18 protein-coding genes are annotated in these 19,483 nt (G+C 64.4%); 11 read left to right on the top strand and 7 right to left on the bottom strand.

Annotated features, from left to right (window positions below):
* The first annotated feature begins 26 nt into the window (after positions 1-26).
* Positions 27-878, top strand: a complete 852-nt coding sequence (locus GCU68_RS13650) for a translation initiation factor eIF-2B (protein ID WP_152942484.1) — start codon at positions 27-29, stop codon at positions 876-878.
* A gap of 156 nt (positions 879-1,034) precedes the next feature.
* A complete protein-coding gene (locus tag GCU68_RS13645; RefSeq protein WP_152942482.1) occupies positions 1,035-2,321 on the top strand; it encodes a TIGR00341 family protein in 1,287 nt (428 codons plus the stop codon).
* A gap of 17 nt (positions 2,322-2,338) precedes the next feature.
* Here the strand turns inward: GCU68_RS13645 and GCU68_RS13640 are convergent, their stop codons facing one another.
* Positions 2,339-3,043, bottom strand: a complete 705-nt coding sequence (locus GCU68_RS13640; protein WP_152942480.1) for a ThuA domain-containing protein — start codon at positions 3,041-3,043, stop codon at positions 2,339-2,341.
* Positions 3,044-3,321: 278 nt separating this feature from the next.
* Here GCU68_RS13640 and GCU68_RS13635 point away from each other — a divergent pair, with 278 nt between their 5' ends.
* Positions 3,322-4,446, top strand: coding sequence for a Gfo/Idh/MocA family protein (locus GCU68_RS13635; protein ID WP_152942479.1), 1,125 nt, complete (start codon positions 3,322-3,324; stop codon positions 4,444-4,446).
* Between the two features lie 166 nt (positions 4,447-4,612).
* On the opposite strand, the gene psmB is transcribed toward GCU68_RS13635, so the two are convergent.
* Together psmB and GCU68_RS13625 are read right to left on the bottom strand one after the other, a co-directional pair.
* A complete protein-coding gene (gene psmB / locus GCU68_RS13630; RefSeq protein ID WP_152942477.1) occupies positions 4,613-5,344 on the bottom strand; it encodes an archaeal proteasome endopeptidase complex subunit beta in 732 nt (243 codons plus the stop codon).
* 154 nt (positions 5,345-5,498) lie between these two features.
* Positions 5,499-5,678, bottom strand: coding sequence for a hypothetical protein (locus GCU68_RS13625; RefSeq protein ID WP_152942475.1), 180 nt, complete (start codon positions 5,676-5,678; stop codon positions 5,499-5,501).
* A gap of 405 nt (positions 5,679-6,083) precedes the next feature.
* Here GCU68_RS13625 and GCU68_RS13620 point away from each other — a divergent pair, with 405 nt between their 5' ends.
* From GCU68_RS13620 to GCU68_RS13610, 3 genes are all read left to right on the top strand, one after another.
* Positions 6,084-6,437, top strand: a complete 354-nt coding sequence (locus GCU68_RS13620; protein ID WP_152942473.1) for a DUF555 domain-containing protein — start codon at positions 6,084-6,086, stop codon at positions 6,435-6,437.
* An 86-nt stretch (positions 6,438-6,523) separates the two neighbouring features.
* On the top strand, positions 6,524-7,063 hold the full coding sequence (locus GCU68_RS13615; RefSeq protein WP_008163828.1) for a CBS domain-containing protein: 540 nt from the start codon (positions 6,524-6,526) through the stop codon (positions 7,061-7,063).
* Positions 7,064-7,192: 129 nt separating this feature from the next.
* The gene (locus GCU68_RS13610; RefSeq protein WP_152942472.1) at positions 7,193-8,410 is read left to right on the top strand and encodes an MFS transporter; all 1,218 of its coding nucleotides are present in this window, start codon (positions 7,193-7,195) and stop codon (positions 8,408-8,410) included.
* Between the two features lie 88 nt (positions 8,411-8,498).
* Here the strand turns inward: GCU68_RS13610 and GCU68_RS13605 are convergent, their stop codons facing one another.
* Together GCU68_RS13605 and GCU68_RS13600 are read right to left on the bottom strand one after the other, a co-directional pair.
* Positions 8,499-9,491, bottom strand: coding sequence for a transcription initiation factor IIB (locus tag GCU68_RS13605; protein WP_152942470.1), 993 nt, complete (start codon positions 9,489-9,491; stop codon positions 8,499-8,501).
* Between the two features lie 247 nt (positions 9,492-9,738).
* Positions 9,739-10,713, bottom strand: coding sequence for an aldo/keto reductase (locus tag GCU68_RS13600; protein WP_152942468.1), 975 nt, complete (start codon positions 10,711-10,713; stop codon positions 9,739-9,741).
* A 133-nt stretch (positions 10,714-10,846) separates the two neighbouring features.
* Between GCU68_RS13600 and GCU68_RS13595 the strand changes: the two genes are divergently transcribed.
* The 4 genes from GCU68_RS13595 (at position 10,847) to GCU68_RS13580 (ending at position 15,042) form a co-directional block, all read left to right on the top strand.
* The gene (locus GCU68_RS13595; protein WP_152942466.1) at positions 10,847-11,260 is read left to right on the top strand and encodes an SRPBCC family protein; all 414 of its coding nucleotides are present in this window, start codon (positions 10,847-10,849) and stop codon (positions 11,258-11,260) included.
* 111 nt (positions 11,261-11,371) lie between these two features.
* The gene (locus tag GCU68_RS13590; protein WP_152942464.1) at positions 11,372-11,722 is read left to right on the top strand and encodes a winged helix-turn-helix transcriptional regulator; all 351 of its coding nucleotides are present in this window, start codon (positions 11,372-11,374) and stop codon (positions 11,720-11,722) included.
* A gap of 307 nt (positions 11,723-12,029) precedes the next feature.
* Positions 12,030-14,240, top strand: coding sequence for a phosphoribosylformylglycinamidine synthase subunit PurL (purL, locus tag GCU68_RS13585; RefSeq protein ID WP_152942462.1), 2,211 nt, complete (start codon positions 12,030-12,032; stop codon positions 14,238-14,240).
* Positions 14,241-14,460: 220 nt separating this feature from the next.
* Positions 14,461-15,042: a HalX domain-containing protein gene (locus tag GCU68_RS13580; protein ID WP_152942460.1), complete on the top strand. Its 582-nt coding sequence runs from the start codon at positions 14,461-14,463 to the stop codon at positions 15,040-15,042.
* Between the two features lie 5 nt (positions 15,043-15,047).
* Here GCU68_RS13580 and GCU68_RS13575 read toward each other — a convergent pair whose 3' ends face one another.
* Together GCU68_RS13575 and GCU68_RS13570 are read right to left on the bottom strand one after the other, a co-directional pair.
* Entirely contained in the window at positions 15,048-16,931 is a 1,884-nt protein-coding gene (locus GCU68_RS13575; protein WP_152943726.1) for a sensor histidine kinase, read from the bottom strand.
* A gap of 234 nt (positions 16,932-17,165) precedes the next feature.
* Positions 17,166-18,155 carry an ornithine cyclodeaminase family protein gene (locus GCU68_RS13570; protein WP_152942458.1) on the bottom strand — a complete coding sequence of 330 codons (990 nt, stop codon included), beginning with the start codon at positions 18,153-18,155 and terminating at the stop codon, positions 17,166-17,168.
* Between the two features lie 172 nt (positions 18,156-18,327).
* On the opposite strand from GCU68_RS13570, the gene GCU68_RS13565 reads away from it, so the two are divergent.
* The gene (locus GCU68_RS13565; RefSeq protein WP_152942456.1) at positions 18,328-19,479 is read left to right on the top strand and encodes an NAD(P)/FAD-dependent oxidoreductase; all 1,152 of its coding nucleotides are present in this window, start codon (positions 18,328-18,330) and stop codon (positions 19,477-19,479) included.
* Positions 19,480-19,483: the final 4 nt, after the last annotated feature.

Here is a 19,483-nt window from a genome sequence, read left to right as displayed (position 1 = left end):
TTGCACTTACGGGAATCCATGCAGGTATGATCGACGAGACGGTCGAGGAGATTCAGGAAATGCAGACGCACAGCTCCTCGGTGATAGCCGTAAACGCGACGCGGGCGCTCGAGGAACTGCTCGATCGGGAGTTCGCGACCGTCGAGGAGTACGTTCGCTCGCTCGAGCGCAACGGGACGGTGCTGCGGCGGGCGAACCCGTCACACGCATCGCTGCAGACCGCAGTCAGAGAGGTCGTCGATGACGTCAGCGATGCCGACCTCGACACTGTCGAGGAGGCAAAACGGTACACGCAGGACAAGATCGACGCGGTCATCTCGCGGGTCGAATCCGGCAAACGGCTGGCGGCCGAAAACGCCGTCGACGCGCTCGAGGACGGCGCAACGCTGTTGACCCACGACTACTCCTCGACGGTGCTCGAGGCCATCGAGCAAGCGGTCGAGGCTGGCAAGTCCTTCGACGTCTACATCACGGAGGCCCGGCCGCGGTACATCGGGCGCAAGACGGCGCGAGCGCTGGCCGAGATCGACGACGTCGACGCAACGCTCATCACCGACAGCGCACACGGCGTCTACCTCGAGGAATGTGACCGCGTCGTCGTCGGCATGGACTGTATCGTCGACGACACGCTGTACAACCGCGTCGGTACGTTCCCGATCGCGGCCACGGCGAGCCAACTCGACGTGCCGGTGACCGTCCTCGGCTCGGCGTCGAAAATCGTCTCCGAGGGGTTCGTCTTCGAAAACGAGTTCCGAACGGGCAGCGAGGTCATGCCCGAGCCAGCAGACGGATTCGCCGTCGAGAACCCGGCGTACGACGCGACGCCGGTGTCGCTGCTCGAGAGCGTCATCACCGACGAAGGCCACCACGAGTTCTGACAGCGCGAGTGTGCGCGTTCGCCGTGTACGAGCCGACAACGACGCGGCAGACTATCGGCACAAGCCGGTTTCCTATAGCCGAGCGAACTGACACGGAGTCCTGACACTCTTGTCTGGGAGACGACATCCTATGTCCGTGTCCGTCCTAAAGGGCGTATGCGTCTCGTACAGGTGTTCGTCCCACAGGGTGAACTTGAGCTCGTCCTCGAGACGGCGGCGTCGACGGGCCTCGATTACGCCGTTACCGAGGAAACGAGCCACGGAGAGTTCGAGGCGCTCGTCTCGGTTCCTGTGCCGCCAGCCGCCGTCGAGCCGTTTCTCACGTCGCTTCGAACCGCCGGCCTCGACGAGGATTCGTACACGGTCGTCACGGCTACGGAGACGATCGTCTCGAACCGAACGGACGAGTTGACCGGTCAGTTTACCGGGACCAGGATCTCTCGAGAGGAACTGCAGGCACGAGCAGCGGATCTCGCCCCCGCCGCATCGACGTACTTCATCTTGCTCGTGGTGAGTACGGCCATCGCGACGGCCGGGTTGTTACTCGATTCCGCGGCGACGATCATCGGGGCAATGGTTGTGGCCCCGTTGATGGGGCCGGCACTGGCGGCAAGCGTCGGCGTCGTCATCGACGACGACGGACTCGCGACGCGCGGTGTCGGCTTGCAGGTCGCTGGACTCGTCGTCTCGGTTGCCACGGCGGCGACGATCGGCTGGACACTCAGGGGGACGGTGTTGCTCCCACCCGGATTCGACATTACGACCGTTCCGCAGGTCACCGAACGGATCTCGCCGAACGTGCTCGCGCTCTTTCTCGCACTCGGCTCCGGCGTGGCTGGGGTCGTCAGCCTCACCCGCAACGTCGGATCGGTCCTCGTTGGTGTCGCGATTGCCGTCGCACTTGTCCCGCCCGCGGCCACCGTTGGACTCGGCATCGCCTGGGGGGATCCGATGGTGGTCGTCACTGCGGGCACGCTCGTCCTCGTGAACCTCCTGTCAATCAACCTCACTGCACTGATCCTGTTGTGGGTCTCAGGATATCGTCCGGACCGATCAGAGCACGTCGAACGCGCGTATGGCCAACTCCGATCGCGAGTCGTTGTCCTTCTCGTCGCGATTGCGCTGCTGTCGGTCGTTCTCGGCGGCGTCACGTACGGAACCTACCAGACTGCTGCTGTCGAACACGACGTCAAGACCGAACTCGAGGCGATGAGCGACGACCCCGAGTTCGACGACCTGCAGTTCCGAGAGAGCGACGTCGCGTACGAACTCGTAGACGTCTACACCGGTGGGCAGCCGTCGGTCACCGTCCTCGTCGAGCGGCCACCGGGCGAACAGGAGTTGCCCGGATTCGCTGACGAGGTGCGCGAGCGACTCGAGGCAGCGACTGGTGTCGACCTCGAGGTCGTCGTCGAACTGGTCGACACCCAGCGAAGCGGGTAATCGGCACGTCGCCGTTGTCAGTCTCGCTTGCCAAACGTTCGTGGGGCCCCCTCGGTCGGCGTCGCCCAGTCGACGGCGTTTCGAAGCACCCGCTGGATGGCCTCGTTCTCGTAGATCGGATACGTTTCGTGGCCCGGCCGAAAGTAGAAGATACGACCGCTGCCGCGTCTGTAACAACAGCCGCTGCGGAACACCTCGCCACCTTCGAACCAGCTGACGAACACCAGCCGGTCGGGTTCGGGAACGTCGAACGGTTCGCCGTACATCTCGGTCCGGGGCAGTTCGATCGATTCGCCGAGTCCGTCGGCGATCGGATGGCCGGGGTCGACGACCCAGAGTCGTTCGGTCGCGCCGTCCTCGCGGTACTGTAAGCTGCAGGTCGTTCCCATGAGGCGCTTGAACAGTTTCGAGTAGTGGCCCGAATGTAAGACGATCAGTCCCATCCCCTCGAGGACTCGCTCCTGAACGCGATCGACAACTGCCTCCGAGACCTCGTCGTGGGCCTCGTGGCCCCACCAGAGTAAGACGCCCGTCTCCGCGAGGACAGTTTCGGTGAGTCCATGTTCGGGTTCCTCGAGCGTTGCGGTACGAATCTCGTGGTCGGACCCGTCAGCGGCGAGGCCGTCGGCGATTGTCTCGTGGATTCCGTCGGGATAGATTGCCGCGACGGCATCGTCCTCGCGTTCGTGTCGGAACTCGTTCCAGATCGTGACTGTCGTCATAGCCCACACCGCGGCAGCCAGCCGTTTAGTCGAGTCGGTCGTCGACCCGAACAGTCAGGTTAAAATATACAATTATATCGACGTAAATCGTAGATATGTACAACTGATCTCGTGGTGGTGTAAAGTCCGGATAAATAGTGCAGATTAATCAGTCATAACTCTTATTTTGATCGCCGACCGCCAGTGCGTATGGACCGGGATCGCACGCAAACGACCGCGAAATTGACCGTTTCTTCCGACATATCCGTTGTGAACGACCATCGGTCGGTGATGTACCGATGAACGGCTCGGACATCGGTGTCGGGATCGTCGGCCTCGGTGGGATGGGGCATCTCCACGCACAAAGTATCACGGAACTCGGTGCAGACGTCGTCGCCGGTGCCGACCTCGTCGACGCCCAGCGCCAGCGCTTCGCCGACGAGTTCGGAGCGACGACCTACGAAACTCACGAGGGACTCGTCGCCGACGATGCCGTCGACGCCGTCATCGTCACGACGCCGAATCGGTTCCACGAACCGATCACCGTCGACGCACTCGAGGCCGGTTGTGACGTACTCGTCGAAAAGCCGCTCGCTCACTCCCTGGAAAGTGCCGATCGAATCGCCGAGACGGCGGCCAGAACGGGCGGCATCTGCATGGTGGGCTTTCACAATCGCCACGCCGCGTCGATGGCGATGTTCGACGAGTACCACGCGCGCGGCCGGTTCGGCGAGCTCACCCACATCGAGGCGAACTACGTTCGACGCCGCGGCGTTCCCGGCCCCGGCTCGTGGTTTACCGATCCCGAACTCGCCGGCGGCGGTGCCCTGCTCGACATCGGCGTCCACGCGCTCGATCTCGCCCTCTACACCCTCGAATTCCCCGAGATTACGGAAGTGTCGGGCGTCGCCAGAACGACGTTCGGACACGATGAAGAGTACGCTGACCCCGACGGATTCGGCGACAACTGGGACGCCGAAGCCGAGACCTACGAGGTCGACGACTCCGTCAGCGCCTTTATTCGTACCGCCGAGGGCCAGACAATCTCGCTCGAGGCCGCGTGGGCGACCAACCGCGAGGAGAGCATGGACTTCCGAATTCGCGGCACAGAGGGCGGCGCGCAGTTCGATATCGGCGACACCAACCTCGATATTCTGGAGACGGGCACCGCCGGCGGCGACCACTACGCCGACGTGACGCTCACCGGCGACTCGTCGCTGACCGGCTACACCGAACAGGACGCCCAGTTCCTCGAGGCCGTTGCGACGGGGACACCGCCCGAGACGAACACCCTCGAGGAAGCGCTCACCGTCCAGCGCGTGATCGACGCGATCTATCGCTCGAGCGAGACGGGACGTGCCGTGGAACTCGAGGACGCACCCGTTTCCGAGGCACACCTCGAGCAGACGACGCAACTCGACTAACAGGAGTTCGGAGCGGATCAGTTTCTATCGGTGTACTGGCAATAGCGAGTCGCACGTCGTGCCTGTCGAGTCTGCTAACTGCTGGCTTTACGGACGAGAGACAGTTGGGAGGCAGCCCCGCCGCTACGGAGGTGGCAAAACGGGAAAATCGGCTGTGGTTGCCAGTTTACAGGACTTCGTCGAAGTCGTGGTGGCCGTGAATGTCGACGCCCTCGTCGGTGATCTCACAGAGGAAGACACCGTTCCCGGAGCCGGTGTCACGCTCGACAGCCGATTTGATGCCGCGAGCGGCGACCGTCTTCGCTTCCTCGTTGGACATGTCGTCCTCGTAGGCCTGCTCTAAGTGACCGTAGGCGAGTTGCATCCCGGAACCGGTGACGGTGTAGTCGTCTTCCATGACGCCGCCGGCGGGGTCGATGCTGTAGACGTGACTGCCGTCGTCGTCGACACCGCCCAGGATCGGGTGGATGGCGAAGAACGGGCCGCCGCGGGCGAAGTTGCCCGCGAGCGTCGCCAGTGCGTCGATGCTCATGGTCTCGCCACGGCGAGCCTCGTAGAGGTTGACCTCGGCGCGGAGACTCGAGATGAACGACTGTGCGCCACCGACGCTGCCGACCAGCGTCAGGGCACCGGTTGGGTGGATCTGTTCGACCTTCTGGACGTTCTTGTTCGAGACGAACCGGCCGCCGAGGCTGGCACGCATGTCCGTCGCGATGACGACGCCGTCGGCCGTCGAGATGCCGATCGTGGTCGTCCCGGTCTTGTTGACGTTGTCGAGGTCGGCACGCGTGAGTTCGTTCTGTGGCAGCGAGCCGATTTCGGGCTCGTAGGGGTTCGGATCGTCGGCCAACTGGTCGACGGTGCGGGAGAAGTCCGAGTTATGTTGAGGTGCTCGCATTGACCGAACGTTACGACCGGCACGGTATAAAACACCGGCGGTCACCACGGCGGTTTCCGCTTTTTTCGCTTCGAACACTCGATACCCAGTGTTCACTCACAGTGTGAGTGGGCGATAGAAACGGTTCGGTACAGCGTCGTCGTTCCCGGCGTGATTACTTCATTCGAGCGTGGCTGGCTTCGTAGGCCTCCTCGACGTTCTCGAGGACGCGGTGGATCGGCAGGCTAACCCCTGCCTGGCGGGCGGCGAGTGCGAGCGGCATCGCGACGATACCGATCACGATGCACAGTTGGTACAGTGCGAACAGGGTCGCGTGGTACACGCGGGATATCATCAGCGTTCACTCTGGCTCAGACGGAGGTGATATATAAACATTACTGAGACTGGAAATCCATAACGATCGTTGTGACCGAACGAGGTCGCCGCAGTCATGCGATTAAACTTAGCTTGTATTCTGTGCATTTGAGTTGGATTTCGGGGCGAGATCCGGCTATGCTGGCGACAATCGACCCGCACAATTCTCGTAACTTATGAGCATTATCCGGTTCACGTGCGCACTGCGGGCGCGCCGAACTCGGCAGTCGGACCGTTCCGCCCGGGAGACGATACGGACGAACAGCCACTCACGTCGATTGTCCAGTCTAACCGACGCAGTGCGGGCCGTTCGCTCCGATTCGGGGTCGACTCGTTCCGAGCGACGAACCGCAAGACAAGAGACCCCTCGGGCCCACCACGACATATGACCAATTATATCGTCGCGATGGAAGCGGCATGGCTCGTTCGTGACGTCGAAGCGATCGACGACGCGATCGGCGTCGCCGTCAGCGAAGCCGGGAAACGACTCAACAGCCAAGACATGGACTACGTCGAAGTCGAGGTCGGTGCGACGGGCTGTCCGGCCTGTGGGGAACCCTTCGACTCTGCCTTTATCGCAGCCGACACCGCACTCGTCGGTCTCGCTCTCGAGATGGAAGTGTTCAACGCCGACGGCGAGGAACACGCCTCCCGGATCGCAAAGAGCGAAGTCGGCGGCGCGTTGCGAGACGTTCCGCTGTCCGTCGTGGAAGTCATCGAAGTGCCCGACGAAGACTAACGACGCCGCGCGTCTGCGCGACGTCGCTGACGGCGAAACAGGGGTCGACCCAAAGCATTTTCTATAACCCTTAGTTATTGTACTGTATGGAACTCCCGACGCCCGCGGATCTCCGTCAGCGCCGAACCGAACTCGGGCTCACGCAAAGCGAACTCGCCGATACGGCCGACGTCTCCCAGCCACTGATCGCCCGCATCGAAGGCGGCGACGTCGACCCGCGACTGTCGACGCTCCGGCGAATCGTCAACGCGCTCGAGAAGGCCGAAAGCGACGTCGTCCGCGCCGAGGACCTGATGAACGAGGCCGTCGTCAACGTCTCGCCTGACGACCCCGTCAAGGAAGCTGCTCGAAAGATGGAGGAGGAAGCCTACTCCCAACTGGCAGTCATCCAAGATGGTATTCCTGTCGGCTCGATCAGCCAGAGCGACCTCGTCCACCTCGACGCCGAAGCTCGAGACGAACCGATCGAAGAGCACATGAGCGAGAGCTTCCCGACGGTGTCGAAAGACGCGACCTTAGACGAGATCAGCAACCTCCTCGAGCACTACAAAGCCGTGATGATCACCGAAGCCGGCGAGACGGTCGGCATCATCACCGAAGCGGACATCGCTTCCCGGTTCTCATAAGCGGCGATCGGTCCATCTCGAGTGGAGTCGACCAGCCGAGTGCGTAGGATTCTCGGCGATCAGAGCCGTGACGGCTCTCGAGTCGTGGGCCACGCTATTTATATCAGCGATCCGTTGTATGATTCGGCAATGGTTGCGGTTACTGGTACCAAGTGGCGCACGCTCGTGCTGATCGGGATCGCCGAACTGTTCGCGATGACGTTGTGGTTCAGCGGGACCGCCGTCGGGCCGGAACTGGCCGACCTGTGGGATCTCACGCCCGCCCAGACGGCGTGGCTGACCAACGCCGTCCAGTTCGGGTTCGTCGTCGGCGCGTTACTGTCGGCCTCGCTTACCATCGCTGACGTCGTTCGCCCACGGTACCTCTTTGCGGGGAGTGCGTTCGTCGGTGCGGCGGCGACGGCGCTGATCGCTGGCGTCGTCGAGAGCGGACTTCCGGCGATCGGCCTCCGATTTCTCACCGGCGTTGCCCTCGCCGGCGTCTATCCGACGGGAATGAAGATGATGGCTTCGTGGTTCGTCAAAGGGCGCGGGCTCGCGATCGGCGTCCTCGTCGGCGCGCTCACCGTCGGTTCGGCCTCGCCACACCTGCTTCGGGCCGTCGGCGGGATCGGCCAGCCACGACTCGTCCTCTACGGCACGGCCGCCATCGCAGCCGTCGGCGGCCTCCTCGCGCTGGCGTACGAGGACGGCCCGCACCAGCCCGAGACGGCTCCCTTCGATCCGAGCGCGATTCGTCGGATCGTCTCCGATCGCGGTGTCGTCCTTGCGAACACCGGCTACTTCGGCCACATGTGGGAACTCTACGCGGTCTGGACGTGGATTCCAGTCTACCTCCTCGCCAGCCTCGAGGCCAGCGACACGGCAAACCCCGAGCGACTGGCGGCCCTGCTCGCGTTCGGGACGATCGCCATCGGCGGCGTCGGCGCGTGGCTCGCCGGTTCGGCCGCGGATCGCGTGGGTCGATCGATCGTCACGAGCGCGTCGATGATCGTCTCCGGAACTGCGTGTCTGCTCGCCGGTGTGGTCTACGGCTCGTCGCTGGCCGTGACCGCACCGTTCGTCCTTATCTGGGGCTTTTTCATCGTCGCTGACTCCGCACAGTTCTCCACGGCGGTCTCGGAACTCGCCGACGACAGCTACGTCGGCTCTGCACTCACCCTCCAGACGGCCATCGGCTTTCTCATCACCATCGGCTCTATCCAGCTGATTCCCATCGTCCAGCGCGCCGTGGGCTGGCAGTGGGCGTTCGTCCCGCTTGCGATCGGGCCACTGATCGGCACGCTAGCGATGCTCCGGCTGCGCTCTCGGCCGGAGGCGGCGCAGTTGGCCGGCGGGCGCGGCTAGGCTGGGCTGTCGCGTTCCGCTCGATTACGACACATAGAGCGAACGTGAAAAACCGCATGGCGAAACCCAGCAGTGCGTGCTTCGTTCGTCAATCGGGGCCCTCGAGTTCGTGCTCGAGCAGTTCCTGATACCGGTTGCGGATCGTCACCTTGCTGACGTCGGCGGCGTCCGAGACGTCGTCCTGCGTGAGATCCACGCCCGTCAGCCGCCCGGCCGCATAGATCGCTGCCGCGGCGAGGCCGACCGGGTGTTTGCCGCTGTGTAGCCCCGACTCCATCGCCCCCTCGAGCAGTTCGTGGGCGCGCCGTTCCGTCTCCGAGGGGATCTCGAGCGTCGAGGCGTACCGTGGGAGGTACTCGAGCGGGTCCGGCGGTGCCATCGGGAGCTCGAGTTCCCGGACGAGATACCGGTACGCGCGGGCGGCCTCAAGGTAGTCGATCCGGCTGACGGTCGCGAGTTCGTCGATCGACCGCGGGACGCCCGCCTGTCGGACCGCAGCGTTCAGCGCGGCCGTCGCCATCCCCTCGATCGACCGGCCGGGCAACAGGTCTTCCTCGAGGGCGCGGCGATAGATGACGCTCGCCGTCTCGCAGGCGGCGTCCGGAATGCCGAGCGCGCTCGCCATGCGGTCGATCTCGCCGAGGGCGTGTTTCAGGTTCCGATCGCTCGCGTCGCGCATCCGGAAGCGCTCGTCCCAAGTGCGAAGGCGCTGGAACTGGCGGCGTTTTCGGGCCGAGAGGGTGCTCCCGTAGCCGTCTTTGTTCCGCCAGTCGATCGTCGTCGAGAGGCCGCGATCGTGCAGCATGTTCGTGGTCGGGGCTCCGACGCGGGATTTCTCGTCTTTCTCGGCAGCGTCGAACGCGCGCCACTCCGGGCCGCGGTCGATGCGATTCTCGTCGATGACGAGGCCGCAGTCTCCACAGTGTGTCTGGTCGTCCGCGACGATTAGCCGGCCGTCACACTCGGGACAGGTCGTGGTTGCCGTGTACTCCGTCGATCGGTTTTCGGTTCGTCCGGACGGGGACTGCTCGCTCGCGCGCTCTGCGGTCGCCGGTGGCGAATGGAATCTCGTGTGTGGCATTATCCTGGATGACATCGGTGGCCGGAACGCCGGCGTTGCGATCGGTCGAACGGCGGCTCCGGTCGTCGGTGTTCGATCCGTTGTAAACGAACTCTAATTATGCTTTCCCCGAATTCCACTCTCTATAAACCATATTTGGTTTACGTACGGCAAATATTGTATTCAGGAATCGAAACGATGTCGTCGCTCGCTCGAGTGCTGGCGCTCGCGTTCCGTCCGAACGCTCGACCGAAAAAGTCGTGCGACGCTACTCGTGGCCCGAGACCACGACCGGCTCGTAGGGTTCCTCGAGGTAGGCCAACTCTGACGCCGACAGCGAGAGCTCGAGCGCCTCGACGGCCTGCTCTAAGTGTTCGACGCTCGTCGTGCCGATGATGGGTGCGTCGACCCACTCCTTGTGGAGCAGCCAGGCCAGCGAAATCTGGGCCATCGTCACGCCCTTGTCGGCGGCGACCTCCGCGACGCGGTCGTTGATCTCTTGACCGCCACCGTCACGGTACGGGTGGTCGTACATGTGTTCTTCCGTCTCACCGCGCGTCGTGGCGTCGATCTCCTCGTGGGGCCGGGTGAGATAGCCTCGAGCCAACGGCGACCACGGCATGACGCCGATACCCTCCTTCTCACAGAGGGGCAGCATCTCGCGTTCCTCCTCGCGGTAGACGAGGTTGTAGTGGTTTTGCATCGTGACGAACCACTCGAGGTCCAGCAGCTCGCTCGTGTGGAGCGATTCGGCGAACTGGTGGGCCCACATCGACGAGGCCCCGATGTGGCGGACGTGGCCCCGTCGAACGGCGTCGTCGAGCGCCCGAAGCGTCGTCTCGATCGGGGTCTCGTCGTCCCATCGATGGATCTGGTAGAGGTCGATGGTGTCCATGCCCAACCGCTCGCGGCTCGCGGCGAGCTCCTGTTCGATCGCCTTTCGGGAGAGCCCACCCGAGTTCGGATCGTCCTCGCGCATCTGGAAGTAGCCTTTCGTCGCGACGACCGACGACTCGCGGTGGCCCTCGAGGGCCTCGCCCAGGATCCGCTCGGATTCGCCCTTCGAGTACATGTTCGCCGTATCGAAGAAGTTGATGCCAAGGTCGATCGCCCGCTCGATGATCGCTTTGCTCTCGTCGTCTTCCAAGACCCACTCGCGCCAGTCGCTCGAGCCGAAGCTCATACAGCCCAGACAGAGCCGACTGACTTCCATCCCGGTCGAACCGAGTGTCGTGTACTCCATACAGGAGGGACGCACGCCGGTCAAAAAACAGTACGTGGTGACCGACCGCCCACGGCACTCATTCGTCCGAGCGACCCAACGCGTGCAGACGGTGGAACCCTCATATCCACGGCCCACGTAGCAGTCAGTGCACATGACCCGCCTCCAGACCGCACACACGCCTGACGGTCGCCGCCTTGAGGCCTCACACGTCCTGTCGGTGCCCGCAGACGACGCTTGGGAACTGCTGGCAGACACGACCAGGTGGCCGGACTGGATGCCGCTCGTCAACGGCGTCGAAGCCACCGACCGACGGGTCCAGACCGGCACGACCGGACGCATTCGCGTCTCCGGCGTCTGGCTACCGTTTCGGATCACCGACTGCTCGCGGTCGGATCGCCGCTGGCGGTGGCACCTCAGCGGAATGCCATCTGGAGCCTATCGAGTCGACGCCCTAGAGGAATCGCGCTGCCGGGTCGCCGTCGAACTCCCACCCCACGCCGTCGGGGCCGCTCCCGTCTCGCTTCGCGCCCTCGAGTCACTCGAGTCGGCGCTCGGGGCCGAGTAGGGCCGCCGTCGGCGCATTAATCTGTGGGCTGACACTACTAACGCCGTGTTAGCTGGTTCGAACCCGAACTGCTAAACTCGTCGACGGCGTAGCCGCGTGTAGAGCGCCACAATGTCATCTCCACAGACGGAACCCCGCGACCAGAACGCCGGAGCCTGCCCCGTAATCCAGTCCCTCGAGCAAATCGGCTCCCAGTGGCGTCTGGCCGTCCTCCACGAACTGCTGGCCGGCGAACAGCGTTTTAACGAACTCAAGCGCTCGACCGGCGCGAACGCGCGCACCCTCTCGCGCGTTCTCGACGACCTCGGCGAAATGGGCTTCGTCGAGCGCCGCATCGAGGAAGACGCCCCGATTGCGACCTACTACAGTCTGACCTCGAAAGGCGAATCCCTCAAGCCCGTCTTCGACGAAATCGAGTGCTGGGCCGGCTCGTGGCTCGACGAAGCCGAACTCGAGCACTGAGACGGACTCCTTGCGGTCAGTGCCGATACACTTAGAGCCCGCCGTGTGGGTGTGTTAGAATACAGTGACAACCACCGTCTGATCTGAACGAACGCGAGTCGACGACGTCGGGCTCCTCGCCAGTTGTGTCTCAGTCGGTCCAGAGCGGTTCGAGCCGCAAGTTGTGGGCCTCCGGGCACGATCTCGACCCACTCGCGAGCGATACGTGGTCTGTGATTCGGTATCTCACACCATTCTGGTCACAGAAACGATACACGAACGTGTATATAGAAACCCCTTTACTACCCGACTTCCATCACCGACATGAATGAGTCTTGCCGATTCGGACCGTGAACTCGTCGTATCCGAGCTGGGGCGAGAGCCGACGCCGGCGGAGGCGGCGCTGTTCGAGAACCTCTGGAGCGAACACTGCGCGTACCGCTCCTCGAGACCGCTGCTCTCCGCGTTCGACAGCGAGGGCGAGCAGGTCGTTATCGGACCGGGTGACGACGCGGCGGTCGTCGCCCTGCCCGGAGACGAGGACGAAGACGGTGCGAGCACGTACATCACGATGGGGATCGAGAGCCACAACCACCCCTCCTACGTCGACCCGTTCGACGGGGCTGCGACGGGCGTCGGCGGGATCGTCCGCGACACTCTCTCGATGGGTGCGTACCCGATCGCGCTCGCGGACTCGCTGTACTTCGGCGAGTTCGACCGCGAACACTCCAAGTATCTGTTCGAGGGCGTGGTCGAAGGGATCAGCCACTATGGCAACTGTATCGGCGTCCCCACGGTCGCGGGCAGCGTCGACTTCCACCCCGACTACGAGGGCAACCCGCTGGTGAACGTCGCCTGTGTCGGGCTCACCGACGAGGAGCGACTCGTCACCGCCGTCGCACAGGAGCCGGGCAACAAGCTGGTGCTCGTCGGCAACGGCACCGGCCGCGACGGCCTCGGTGGTGCGAGTTTCGCCAGCGAGGACCTCGCAGAGGACGCCGAAACCGAGGACCGACCGGCCGTCCAGGTCGGCGACCCCTACGCCGAGAAGCTGCTGATCGAGGCCAACGAACAGCTCGTCGAAGAGCAACTGATCGAATCCGCCCGCGACCTCGGTGCCGCCGGCCTCGGCGGTGCCTCGAGCGAACTGGTCGCCAAAGGCGGACTCGGGGCGCACATCGAACTCGAGCGCGTCCACCAGCGCGAGCCGAACATGAACGCCCTCGAGATCCTGCTGGCCGAATCTCAAGAGCGGATGTGTTACGAAGTCGAACCCGACAACGTCGACCGCGTCCGCGAAATTGCCGAGCGCTTCGATCTGGGCTGTTCGGTCATCGGCGAGGTCACCGAGAAGAACTACACCTGCACGTTCGAGGGCGAGACGGTCGTCGACGTCGACGCCTACTTCCTCGGCGAGGGCGCGCCGATGAACGATCTCGAGAGCGAGCCCGTCGACCAGCCCGAGACCGATCTGCCCGAAGTCGACCTCGAGGCGGCGTTCGAGACGGTCGTCTCGAGTCCGAACACGGCCTCGAAACGGTGGGTCTACCGACAGTACGACCACGAGGTCGGCGTCCGAACGAGCGTCGGGCCGGGCGACGACGCGGCGATTATCGCTGTCCGAGAAGCGAGCGCGGAGCCACGCTCCGCGGATAAATCGAGCGGCGATAGCCGCGAGATCGGGCAGGGACTCGCCATCTCCTCCGGTGCGGCACCGAACTGGACCGCCGCCGCACCCTACGTCGGGGCCAAAGCGATCGCCCTCGAGAATGCGACGAATATCGCAGCCAAAGGCGCGACGCCGCTTGCAGCCGTCGACTGTCTCAACGGCGGCAACCCAGAGAAACCGGACGTCTACGGCGGCTTCAAGAGTGCCGTCGACGGGCTCGCGGAGATGTGCTCGACGCTGTCGACGCCGGTCGTCGGCGGGAACGTCTCGCTGTACAACGACTCTGTCGCCGGACCGATCCCGCCGACGCCGACGCTGGCGATGGTCGGGACGAAAGACGGCTACGACGCACCGCCGCTGTCGGTCGAATCTGAGGGCACGCTGTTGCTCGTCGGCGACGTCGGTCTCGAGGCCGGCGACCTCCGACTCGGTGGCTCGGAGTACCTCACCCAGTTCGACGGCAGTGACGGGTTCCCCGAACTGCCGGCCGACCCCGCCGCCGTCATCGAAACGCTGGCCGACGTGGCCAACGACGAGTCGACGCTCGCCGTTCACGACGTCAGCCACGGCGGCCTCGCCGTCACCCTCGCCGAGATGGTCACCGAGGATGCCGGCCTCGAGGTCTCGATCCCTGCCGACGACGAGACGGCCGCGGCCGCGCTCTTCCACGAACAGCCGGGTCGGGTCGTGATCCAGACCGACTCGCCCGACGCCGTTGCAGCGGCGTTCGACGGCGTCGCCCCGGTCGTCGAACTCGGGACGGCGACCGACGACGGCGAACTGACGATCGAAGTCGGTTCGGCGACGATCGCGGCCGACGCCGCGACGATCGACGCTCACCGCTCGACCATCGAAGACGGCCTCGAGTAATACTGTCGGACAACAGTCAGTAAACGCCCGATCGCGTCTCACGGCTCGTCGGCGAAGTCGACGAGCGTTCGCGTGCGATCGGTGCGTGACTCGTTTTGTCCGGCAGTATAAGCGCCGTTCGCGGTGGCACTACTCGAGCCGACGCGAGCCGAGTGCCCGATATTTTGATATACTATCGAGACAATTCGAGAAACGAACCACTCTTGGAGGGAGCTTTGCAATGACCACCGAGACCCCGTCCGTCCTGATCGTCGAAGACGAACCCGACCTCGCACGCCTGTATGCCGCCTGGCTCGAGGGCAGCTACGACGTCGAGACGGTATCGACTGGCGAGCGGGCGCTCGACGCCATCGACGAAACAATCGACATCGTCCTGCTCGACCGGCGGATGCCCGGGCTCTCGGGCGAGACAGTCCTCAGTACCGTTCGCGAGCGCGACCTCGCGTGTCGCGTGGCGATGGTCTCCGCCGTCGAACCGGATTTCGATGTCATCGGGATGGGATTCGACGACTATCTCGTCAAACCGGCCTCGAAAGACGAACTGCGCCGGATCGTCGAACACCTCGTGTTGCGAACGAGTTACGACGAACAGCTCCAAGAGTATTTTTCGCTCGCCTCGACGAAAGCCGTACTCGATGCCGAGACGACCGAGGCGGAACGCAAATCGAGCGACGAGTACGCGCAATTGCAAGACCGCCTCGCGCTGTGTCGCGTCCGACTCGACGAGACGATGACCGAACTCTTAGAACAGGGAGGCTACCGGCGGCTCTATCAGGATCTCGCGAGCGAGTCCATCTCGTAACCGCCTCACGAGCGTTTTTCGAGCGTCGTCATGTCACGAAGTTCGAGGCGCGTCCCGCCGGTGTCACCGGGGTCGATCGTGAACGTCCAGTCGTGGGCTTCGGCGATCGCCTTGACGAGCGTCAGCCCTAGCCCGTCGGTGGCGGTCGGCTCCCCGCCGCAAACGGGCTCGATGGGTGACTCCGGCTCGCGATCCCGTGCCGCCGGCGGGAGGGTGACGGCGTCGTCCCGGATAAACAGCCCTCGAGAGCGATCCGAGTCATCGAGGCCGACGACGCCGACCTGAATCGTCACCGGGCCGTCGGCGCGGGCCGTCGCGTCGTCGAACACCGTCTCGAGCAGGCGACCGAATCGCTCCGCGTCGGCCCGAAGCGTCGCCGACTGCTCGACGATGACGTGATCGCGGTCCCCATCGAGTCGTGACTGCTCGAGTGCGTCGTCGATCGCCGTCTCGAGATCGAGCCGACAGCGCTGCCCGACGGCCGAGGCGTTTCGGGCGAACTCACGGATATCGTCGACGAGCCCTTCGGCCCGGTCGAGCGTGGCGTCGACCGAGTCCTCCGCGAGTGGAAACTCCCACTCGCTGTCGGACTCCTCGTCGAGCGCGTCTGCGACGGCCGACAGCTGTTGTTTGAGATCGTTCGAGAGGATCTCGGCGACCGACTCGAGTCGCTCGGTCCGGTGCTCGAGTTCGGCCGTCCGGTCCCGGAGCACCTGCTCTCGGGTCGCTCGGTCGAGCGCCGCACGGGTGTTCTCGACGAGGATCGAGACGAGATCGACGTCGGTCTCGTCGAACCGATTGGCCTCGATCGAGCCCGTCATGAGCACGCCGTGGGTGCCGATGGGGGCGATGATCTCCGAGCGGATCGGCGTGTCGGGGTTATAGAGGTCCGAGACGTCCTCGAGGTCGTCGAACCGGTCCACCGAACCGCCCTCGAAGACGTCCCAGACGAGCCCCTCGCCGGGATAAAATCGGGGGAGCCCGCCGAGCTCCTCGTGTGCGCCGGCGGTGCCGGCGACAGGATCGAGATACCCCTGCTCGTCGTCGAGCAACCAGACGCCGCTGATTGGGAGATCGAGCAGGTCGCTGCCGGCGTGGACGGCGACCGCACAGATCTCTTCGGGATCGTCGGACTCGAGAAGCCATCGCGTGACTTCGTGCAGCGACGTGACGACGCGTTCGTACTCGTGGCGGTCGGTGACGTCCCGGATGACGGCAGCGACGGTTGCGTGGTCGTCTTCGATCGGCACGAACCGAAACTCGCCGATCCGATCGCTCCCGTCTGCGGCGGTAAACGCCACCTCGAGTTGACGTCTGGTGGCGTTGCCGACGTCGACGTCGGTGATCGCACGGCCAATGGCGACGGCGTCGTCGTCGGAAATACCCGCTTGCTGGGTCAGCGTTTCGACGTGCTCGCCGATGAGGTCAGAGCGATCGGCTCCGAGCAAGTCTTCGATGGCGCTGTTGACGGTGACGATCTCTCGGTTGCGACCGAGCGTGAGGATGGCGTCGTAGACGGCCTCAACGACGGCCGCGTGCTGGGCGAGCGTCGTCTCCTGTGACTTTCGTTCGGTAACGTCGCGCATGTAGACCGAGAGGCCGGTCTCGGAGGGGTAGGCGCGAGCTTCGAACCAGGTTTCTAACTGTGCGTGATAGACCTCGAACGAAACCGGAACCTGTTCGTCCATCGCGCGATGGAAGCTATCGGGAAACTGCGTTTCGACGGTCTGGGGGAACTCGTCCCACATCACGCGGCCGATCAGGTCCGCCCGCGAACGTTTCAGCAACGTTTCGGCGCGCTCGTTGAGGTACGTAAACCGGAAGTCCGTATCGAGTGCGAAGAAGGCGTCCGTGACGCGGTCGACGAGCGGGACGGAGCGAACCGACATCATGCTGTCTCTCCGTCCTGACTCGAGACCAGTGGCATACTGTCCGTGGAACGAAGGCCCTCGGTTCGCAGTGCCGGATCACTCATCGCTAACTACTCGAGCCCTACTTTGAGCAGCGACTATTTCAGTGTCGTGGCCGCACGCTCCAGTGCCGTTCGAGATCATGTCACTGGCCTCGCCATCGATTGCGGGGGCCACCGCAACTCGTCTCTCTGTCGGACTCGAGCCCGCGCTTCAGATCGAAACCGTCGTTCCGAGGTCGTCTGCCTCGGCTCGATCGAAGACGAATTCGGCGGTTGCAGCATCCAGAGCGGCAGTGCCCACGCTCTCGAGGACGACGATCTCGTCCGAAGACTGGCGACCGTCGCCATCGGCCAGCACGTCGCCGAACGAGCGCACCTCGAAGTCGTCGTGAGTCCGGAGATCACCCGTCTCGAGCGCTTCGTCGGGCACGTCGGCGATAATTCGAGCCGCCCGCTCGATCGTCGTGTCGTCCAGTTCGCGCATTGTGGCCGTGTACGCGCCGACGGCGATCACGAGCGCCCCGTCGGCGAGGTCCTCTCCCGAGAAGACGGGTTCCGTGCTCGTCGTCGTCGTGACGACGACCGAGGCGTCCGTGACGGCCTCGCGCGGACTCGAAACCGGCGTGACCGACACGCCGAGTTCCGACTCGAGGTCGCGGGCACACTCGAGGCGGGAGTCGCTGGGCGAGTAGACCCGAATCGACGCGAGTCGGTCGACGCCGACAGCGGCGGCGATCGCCCGCGTCTGCCAGCGCGCCTGCGTGCCCGCGCCGATCACTGCCAACTCGAGGTCGCCGTCGACCGCGAGTTCGCGAGCCGCGAGGCCGCCGATACAGCCCGTTCGGGCGCTGGTAATCCGGTTCCCTGCGAGGTAGCCGACCGGCTGGCCGGTTTCGGCGTCGGCAAGGGAGAGCTGTGCAGTCACTGTCGGCAGTCCACGATCGAGGTTGTCCTCGCAGACGGTGACGAGTTTCGTCGCGGCGTAGGCGTTGCCGTGGATGTACGCGGGCATACAGAGCCCGGTGCCGGTCGGCTCCTCGGGCGTCTCGGGATCGAGGCCCGCTCCGATCGGATAATGAGGTCGTTCGGGACGTTCGACCGCGCCCGCTCGCTGCTGCTCGAACGCGTCGGCGACGACCGGCAACAGCGCCTCGAGATCGAGCACTGACGCGACGTCGTCGTCGGAAAGGACGCGAACCATACACGCACATACTCGGTCGGCTACTTTAGTCGTCGGACCGTCGTCGACCGAACCGGACTCGTTGCGGATCGACTGGTGCTCGAAGAGTCACTAGCGACGTCCTCCGGACTGTTTGCCGCCGCTTTCGAGACTCGACCGAACGCTTATCCACGAACGTGTGATTCGACATAACATGACAGTAATCGTGATCGGCGGCGGCATCGTCGGGATGGCGAGTGCGTACGAACTCGCCACTCGCGGCGTCGACGTCGTCGTCTGCGAGCAGAATTCGCTCGGTTCGGGGAGCACAGAACGGGCTGCGGGCGGCATTCGAGCACAGTTTTCGACGCCGATCAACGTCGAGTTATCCCTCGAGAGCATGCGTGTCTGGGACACGTTCGACGAGCGCTTCGGCATCGACATCGACTACCGGCGAACAGGGTATCTCTTTCTCGCCCGAAGCGAGGCGGCTGCGGCGCGGTTCGAAGAGGCGGTCGCCATGCAGAACGACCGCGGCGTTCCGAGCGAAGTACTCGAACCCGACGCGATACAGGACCACTGTTCCGGGGTCGATCACGAGCAGTTCGTCGCGGCGACGTACTCCCCGACGGACGGCGTCGCCGACCCACACCTCGCGTTGCAGGGCTATGCGCAGGCAGCAGCCGACGAGGGCGTCGACGTTCGGACACAGACACCGATCGTGGACGTGCTCCGAACGGACGCCGGTCGGGTAACCGGCGTCGAGACGCCTGACGGTCGGCTCGAGGCCGAGTTCGTGGTCAACGCCGCAGGACCGTGGGCCGGCGAGGTTGCGGCGATGGCCGACTGCTCGCTCCCGATCACCCCGAAGCACCGTCAGATAGCCGTCGTCGGCCCCGATCAGCCAGTCCCCGAGACCGATCCGCTGACGATCGACCTCGAGAGCGGCACGTACTTCCGGCCAGATCGCGACGGTGACGCGCTGGTCGGCGGCCACGTCGGCGACTCCGATCCCGCCTGCGATCCCGACGGCTACGACCGGTCGATGGCGTTTCCCTGGGCCGTCGAGACCCTCGAGGCCGCCGTCGACTGGACGACGTACTTCGGCCCCGAGTCGGCGATCAAGCGCGGCTGGGCGGGCCTGTATGCGGTGACGCCGGACGACACTGCGATCGTCGAGGAGACGGTTCCGGGCTTCGTTACCGCAGCCGGCTTCTCGGGCCACGGCTTTCAGCACGCCCCTGCCACCGGGACGCTCGTCGCTGAACTCGTCACCGACGGCGAGGTGTCGCTGGTCGATCCGACGGCGCTCTCGAGCGACCGATTCGAGACGCCGTCGGCTCGAGGGGAACGAAACGTCGTCTGATCAC

This window comes from Natronorubrum aibiense, assembly GCF_009392895.1.
Taxonomy (GTDB): Archaea; Halobacteriota; Halobacteria; order Halobacteriales; family Natrialbaceae; genus Natronorubrum; species Natronorubrum aibiense.
This window is presented reverse-complemented; position numbering and strand designations above follow the sequence as displayed.